The following is a 7,307-nucleotide window of genomic DNA, read 5'->3' as shown; positions in this document are numbered from 1 at the left end:
ACGGGGCCGCAGCGCATCGCGGGGTGGAGCAGCCCGGTAGCTCGTCAGGCTCATAACCTGAAGGTCGCAGGTTCAAATCCTGCCCCCGCAACCATCTCTCAACACAGCCCAACACACAACAGCCCCGGCCAAACATGGCACGGGGCTTTTCTGCGTTCAGGATCCCGCTAATCGGCGGCAAAACGCCACCAGGCGGCATCGCCCGTGCTGGCCAGCCTGGCTGAATCCGAGCGCGAGCCGCAAGCGCAGGTCCATTGCGGAACCTTTTTGCGCTGCAGCAAATATCAAAATGCTTTGGTCCTTTTCAAATTGCTTCATACACAAGGCCGGTGTCTATCCGTTTAGATACCGTGATTTAGGGGCAATCGTTGGACCATCATCAACCTGTTCGTCGCCCGTCGCGGGCGAACTTTCTGCGCGCGCAAGCCAGCCTGGCTGCCATGGCGGTCGTCTTGCCAGCCCATGCTTGGGCGCAATGCGTGGAAACGGCGGACACTGCGGTGACCTGTACCGGCACTTCCAGCGATGGTTATGTCATCACGCGTTCGGGTACGGCCCTGACGGTTGACGAGGGCGCCAGCCTGAACACCAACGGCCCGGCGGCGATCACGGTAGCGATGCCGGCCACGGCGTCGTTTCAGTCGCGCTATGCCACGATCACGGTCAATGGTGCTGTGTCGAATACGGGGACTGCGGGCATTGCCGTGCTATCCGGGCCAGCCGATTCCAGCGGCACCGATTTTGCCGGCTCCAGCGTCAATCTTAGCGTTGGCGAGAACGGCACGGTCGCGGGCGCGTACGGCATCACCTTGGCGGGAAGCCCTGGCAATCCCTATGGCAGCACCTGGCTGTCGATCGCCAATGCCGGCACCATTACCGGCACGAGCGGCGTGGCGATCTACGACACAAACCCCAATTTCAGCTTCAACACGATCTACAACAACGCCAGCGGGTTTATCGGCGCGATCCAGGCCAATGCCGCAATTCGCAACATCGGCACGATCGACGGCGGGGCGCTGAGCGCGATCGCGCCATCGCTGGGCAATAGCGCATATTATCGCACGGTATGGAACGAAGGCACGATCACGTCTGGCAGTGCCAGCCCCACCATCGTGCTCAGCTATGGCACGGTGACCAACAGCGGGACGATCAGCAGCACCGGCAGCGGGGCTGCGATCGGTGGTGCGTCATACCTGATGCTGACCAACCTTGCGGGCGGCACGATCAGCGCCAGTGGCGCCAGCGTGATCGACGGAACGCCGGTCCGGGCGGACATTACCAACAGCGGCGTGATCAGCAACACCGGCGATGGCACGATCATTGCCGCTGGCAGCGGCACGCTCAATGTCACCAACGCTGCCGGCGGCGTGATCTCGGTCAAGCCCGGCAATACCGCGTTGAGCACGCAAGGCAGCTTCAACCTGGTGAACCAGGGCACAATCGTCGGCAATGTCCTCACCGGGTCTGGCAACAGCGCGATCGATTCATCTCAAGGGTCGATCGCCGGCAATGTCGTGTTCGGATCGGGCGATGACGTGCTGGTGGGGACGCTCAACGGCGGGAACCTGGTAACCGGCATTTCCGGCGCAATCGATGGCGGCGCCGGGGTCAATACCTTGAAGCTGGTGACCAGCAGCGATGCGACACTGTCGGCAGCGCCGGTGCTGCCGACGCATTTCACCCAGCTCAGCCTGGCGCCCATCTTCGGCACGACGCTGACCGTGGCAAGCGACTATCCCACTGTATCGTCGCTCTACTTCGATGGTGCTGGAACGCTCTTGAACCAGGCCAGGATCAGCGGGACCGGAACGGTGGTGAGCAACACTTCGTTCTATCCAGCGGGCGGAACGTTCGTGAACGAGGGCACTATTACCAGCCAGACCGGCGGTGATGCTTATGCCGTCGACCTTGCCAATACCGTCATTGATAACAAGGCATCCATTTCCGCAAGCGGCAATGGCCTCAGGACAAACGGCGACAATTTCACCAATAGCGGCACGATCACCGCGGGCGGCACGGCTGCCTCGGTCTATACTGGCTCGGGCTTCAGCAACAGCGGCACGATCCGTTCGACCGGCGGAACTGCCCTGGAACTGACCTATACCTGTATCTGCACATCCGGCACCAACAGCGGCACGATTGCTGGAGCGACGACCGGGGTTCTGCTGGGTGACGGGATCCTGACCAATACCGGACAGATCAGCGCGTCTGGGACGGCCGTGGTGCTGGGAGCTTATGCCCAGATCGACAATCGCGCCGGGGGCATCATCACCGGCGGCAGTGCCGCCGTCGCGCCAAGCGAGTCCTGGGCATTTTACATCCGTGTCTATAACGCCGGCACGATCAATGGGGACGTCAAGATCGCCACTCGCACTGGCAACTCCTCCTATGGCGGGACGATGTACGTTGCGACCAGTGGTGGGATGCTCAACGGCAATCTGACCCTGGGGCGGGATGACGTGCTGATGACCACGCTGAGTGGGCCGGGAACCAGCGGCTTTGCCGGGATCAACGGCGTGGTTCAGGCGGATCATTCGGAATTGCGATATGACGTGACGGGCGACGCGAGCGCCACCCTGGCGCTGCCCAGTGGCTTTGCCCGCGTCGGCTATCAGGTTGCGAGCGGCACCACCCTGGCATTGCATGCCGATGGAACCTGGGGTTCCACGGTGAGCATCGCCGGCACCGGCAATGTCGTGCTGAGCGGTACGGTCGCCACGACCGACATGGTGGCCTTGGGCACGACGTCGGTGATTCCGACCCAGGCCACTGGATACAATGGCAGCGTCGCGAGCATACCTGCCACGATCACCAACAATGGCACGCTGTCAGCCACGCGCAGCGGTACGACCAATCCGGTGGGCACGGTCGTGCTGCCCACGGCATACTATTCCTATGAGACGGGCACGACGTTCATCAACAACGGGACTGTCCGCCTGACCGACAGCTCTTCGGGCGGCAATACTATTAACTATTATGGCGCCGTCACCGCGCAAGCCGTGGTGAATGCCGGCACGATCGTGGCCGATGGCAGTGTGGGCGTGACTGCCAGCACACTGACGAACACGGGCAGTATCACCGCGAGCCAAAGCGCGGTGCAAATGATCGGCACCACGGTGAACAACAGCGGCGCGCTTGTCAGCACGGGTGGCGCTGCGATCGCCATGTCGAGCTATGGCTATTACAGCGGGACAAACCAGGTGACCAACCTGGCTGGTGGCACGATCACCGGCGTTGGCGACGCGGTCGAGATGGGCGGCGGGTTGGTGCGCAACGCTGGCGTCATCAACGGGACGGTCGATCTGGGTTATTCCCAAGTCTATGACCGCGCTTACAACAGCGGCGTCTATATTGCCGATGGCGGCACGATCAACGGGAACCTGCTGTTCGGCGACAGCGATGATCAGCTGATCGAGACGGGAGCCGGTTTCGGCGTGACCGGCATGATCGATGGTGGAGCAGGCACCAACTCGGTGGGGCACCTGCGCAGCGGGACGGCAACCGTAACGCTGGGCGAGGCATTGCCCGCAGGTTTCACGCAGGAACTCACGATCGCCGACGGTGCCGACGCGCAGGTCACTCTCGCCGGCCCATCTGGTTATACCGGCAACATCTTGGTCGCTGGTACCGGCACAATCATCAACCAGCTGGCCACCACCGGCAGCGTAAGCACGCTCTCGGGCTATACCGTCCAACTGGTTCCTGGCGCGCAGGGCGACCTGGCGGGCTTCGTCAATCGCGCGGATATCGGCCGGGCTTGGGTGGCCACGGCGTTGTTCGACAACAGCGCCAGCATTGGTTCGCCGACCTTGACGGGATCTGCCGTTGCGGCGTGGAGCAGATCCAGCCTGACTTTCAACAACAGCGGCCGCATCGGGAACAATGGCGTGAGCCCGGCTGTCGACCTGGCGGCCAATACCTTCGCTGGCAGCAATGTGACCAACAGCGGCGTGATCAGTGGTGGCCTCAGCATCGTGGGCGGCGGTTACAGCTATCCACCGACAGCAGAAGCCGGCACCCTCACTATCGCCAACAGTGGCACGATCACGGGCTTCACGCCGCAGACCGATCCCGATTGGTACGGCTATGGGCAGCCCGTCGGCTATGCCGTTTCTGTCGCGGCTGACGCCAGCAACATGGTCTCGTTTGACAACAGTGGCCGTATCGTTGGGAACGTCTATCTGTTGAGCGGCAATGCCACGCTGATCAACAGCGGATCGATCACGGGCGACATCGTGACCCGCAGCGGTGACGACCGTCTGGTGATGAACGGCGCGTTTGCCGGATCGATCTATGCCGGCGGCGGCACCAATGTGCTGGAAATCAACGGTGGCAGCCAGGCTACGCCAGTGGCGCTGGACACGGTAATCGGGGTTTCGAGCCTGACCCAAAGCGGTGGATTTGCCACACTGGCAAACCAGGGCAGTTTTGGCAGCGTGGTGCTGACCGGTGGGCGGCTCGTCGGCCTGGCCGGCTCGGTGATGTACGCCGACAGCATTACCGTGGGGCGCGGCGCGGTGTTCGGTTCGGCAGGCACGGTCAACGGCAATCTTACCGTCAACGGCACGCTCAGCCCAGGTGCCTCGCCCGGGACGATGACGGTCAATGGCAACGTGCTGCTGGTCACCGGATCGACCACGGTGTTCGAAATCGCGCCCAACGCCCGTGACAAGCTGAACATCAACGGGACGCTGACGATCAATTCCGGGAGCACGTTGCAGATCGTGGCGACCACGCCGGTCAAGGTCGGTTCCACGCTGGACCTGATCAGTGCATCGGGCGGGGTGACCGGCCAGTTTGACACGGTAACGGGCCTGGCCGGTTCGCTGCGCACCCTGGCCAACGGTGACCTGGGCCTGCTGGTGCAGTTTGCCAATGCGCCCGGCTATGCGCCGCAGGTGCGCCGCGCGATCGGCTATATCAACACCGCCATGGCGGCGGCCAATGCCCCTGCGGCGCTGTTCCCCGCGCTCGACAGCTTGCAGGACAGCAACGGCGCACCGATCGTTGCAGCGTTCGCCCGCCTGACCCCAGAACCCTATGCCGACGCCTTGCAGATCGGCACGGAAACCGCGCTGGCCCTGGCCAGCACCAGCCGGACGATGGGCGAGGCCGAGGCGCGTGGCGACAGCCATGTCTTCGGGTTTGGTCAGATGGTGGGTGGCACGCGCCAGTTCAGTGCGAATGGGGCGCAAGGGGTGAGCGCGGCAACGCTCAATGGCTATGGCGGCCTGGTTGGTCTGGGTGTCGGCGGCGAAGGCTATGCCGTTGCTGCCTATGTCGGGTGGATGGACCGCCACCAGACGATTGCCAGCCTGGGCGCATCGACCAAGGCCAGCGGCGCGATCGGCGGCGTAACCGCTCGGTTTGGTGGAAAAACCCGCGTGACGCTGTCGGCCAGCTATGACGATGCCGATGCCTTTACCCGCCGCAGCGTGCCCGATGCCGGGGTGATCACGGCCAGCTATTCGCTGCCGAGCTGGTCTTTCGATGCCTCGCTCAGCCGCACGGTCCCGCTGGGATCGGGTTGGTTGTTGCGTCCGCAAGTGGGCACGACCTGGGTGCGGACCAGCCACGAGGCGATCCAGGAAGCGAGCGCCCATCCCTTTGCCCTCGATGTGGCGCGGGCGCGCCTGACCCAAGGCTTTGTCGACGCCGGGCTTGGCTTCGAGACCGCGCCGGATGCTGCCTCGCCGTGGCGTCGCTTTGTCACGCTGGGCATGCGCTATCGCGTGCAGGGGCGCCAGGCGCGGGCGTTTGCCAGCCTGGCGGGCTCGACCGACGAACTGGAGGCTGTGGGCGTGCGGCGCAACCGCTTGAGCGCCAGCCTGGCGGCCGGCGTTGAGTATCAGATGGCGCCGGGCGCCACGCTGTTCCTCACCGGTTCGGGCGAGCTGGGCGCGCCGAGCAATGGCGGCAGCGCCACGGCGGGGCTGCGCTTCCGGCTGTGATCCCCGGCGCTCAGGACAGGCGGCGAACCGCCTCGTCCTGGGCGATCAGGGGCAGCAGGGCGTTCATGTCCGGCCCGTGGTCCATGCCGGTCAGCGCCTGGCGCAGCGGCAGGAACAGGGCCTTGCCCTTGCGGCCGGTGCTGTCTTTCAGCGCGGCAGTAAGCGCGGGCCAGGGATTGGCCCAATCGAGCGCGGCGGCAACCTGCGCGGCTTGAGACAGGAAGGCGCGGGTCTCTTCATCGAACGCCGGCGAGGCGATCGGCCCCTGGATCACCTGCCACCAATCGGCCGCTTCGCCGATGTGGGCCAGGTTGGGGCGGATCGCTTCCCACGCCGCTGCGCCCATGCCGGCGGGCAGCAGGGCAGCGACGCGGTCATAGGGCAGGCGATGGACCACGGCGGCGTTGACGCGCTGTAGCTCGGCCTCGTCGAACCGGGCTGGGGCACGGCCGAAATGGGCGAGATTGAAACTGGCGGCGAGGTCTGCCGCGTCGAGCGCCGGATCGACCGGATCGGACGTGCCGAGGCGGGCGAGCAGGGCAACCAGGGCTTCGGGCTCGATTCCCGCCTCGCGCAAGTCGGCCACGCCGAGCGAGCCCAGGCGCTTGGACAGCTTGCCCTCGCTGCCGGTCAGCAGCGCTTCGTGGGCAAAGCGGGGGGGCTGGGCGTTGAGAGCCAGGAACATCTGCACTTGCGTGGCGGTGTTCGACACGTGGTCTTCGCCGCGCAGCACATCGGTTACGCCCATTTCAATATCGTCGATCGCGCTGGGCAGCATATAGAGCCACGAGCCATCGGCGCGGCGCACCACCGGATCGGACATCTGGCGCGGATCGAAATGCTGCGGCCCGCGAATGCCATCGTCCCAGGTGATCGGGGTGTCGTGATCCAGCATGAAGCGCCAGTGCGGCTTGTCACCGGCAGCGGCGCGGGCGGCGTGATCGGCCTCGGTCAGGGAAAGGGCCGCGCGGTCATAGATCGGCGGCAGTCCGCGCCCGAGCAGGATCTTGCGTTTCAGATCAAGTTCCTGCGCGGTCTCATAGCAGCGATAGAGCCGGCCTTGCGCGATCAGTCGCTCGAACGCGGCCTCGTAAATGGCAAAGCGCGCAGACTGGCGCTCTTCGCGCTCGGGATGGAGGCCAAGCCAGGCAAGATCGGCGCGGATCGCCGCGACATGCTCCTCGCGGCTGCGCGCCGCATCGGTATCGTCGATGCGCAGCAGGAAGCGCCCACCATGCTTTTGCGCCAGCAACCAGTTGTGCAGCGCGGTGCGGATGTTGCCGACATGCAGGCGGCCGGTGGGCGAGGGCGCAAAGCGGGTAACCACAGTCATGGCCCGCGCTATAGCGCGATTGG

Annotated in this window: 2 protein-coding genes and 1 tRNA gene; 2 read left to right on the top strand and 1 reads right to left on the bottom strand. The window is 64.7% G+C overall.

The annotated features are described in order from the left end of the window. Positions 1-17: 17 nt before the first annotated feature. Positions 18-94: transfer RNA gene (locus C8K14_RS20345), tRNA-Met, on the top strand. 385 nt (positions 95-479) lie between these two features. Next, positions 480-5,951 (top strand): hypothetical protein, encoded by a 5,472-nt coding sequence (locus C8K14_RS20340; protein ID WP_133726898.1) that lies wholly within the window; start codon positions 480-482, stop codon positions 5,949-5,951. 10 nt (positions 5,952-5,961) lie between these two features. On the opposite strand, the gene gltX is transcribed toward C8K14_RS20340, so the two are convergent. Next, a complete protein-coding gene (gene gltX / locus C8K14_RS20335; protein WP_107718755.1) occupies positions 5,962-7,284 on the bottom strand; it encodes a glutamate--tRNA ligase in 1,323 nt (440 codons plus the stop codon). Between the last annotated feature and the right edge of the window lie 23 nt (positions 7,285-7,307).

The sequence above is a fragment of the Novosphingobium sp. GV079 genome (assembly GCF_003058045.1).
GTDB lineage: Bacteria > Pseudomonadota > Alphaproteobacteria > Sphingomonadales > Sphingomonadaceae > Novosphingobium > Novosphingobium capsulatum.
Note: the sequence above shows the minus strand (reverse complement) of the source record. Positions and strands in the feature narration are given on the sequence as shown.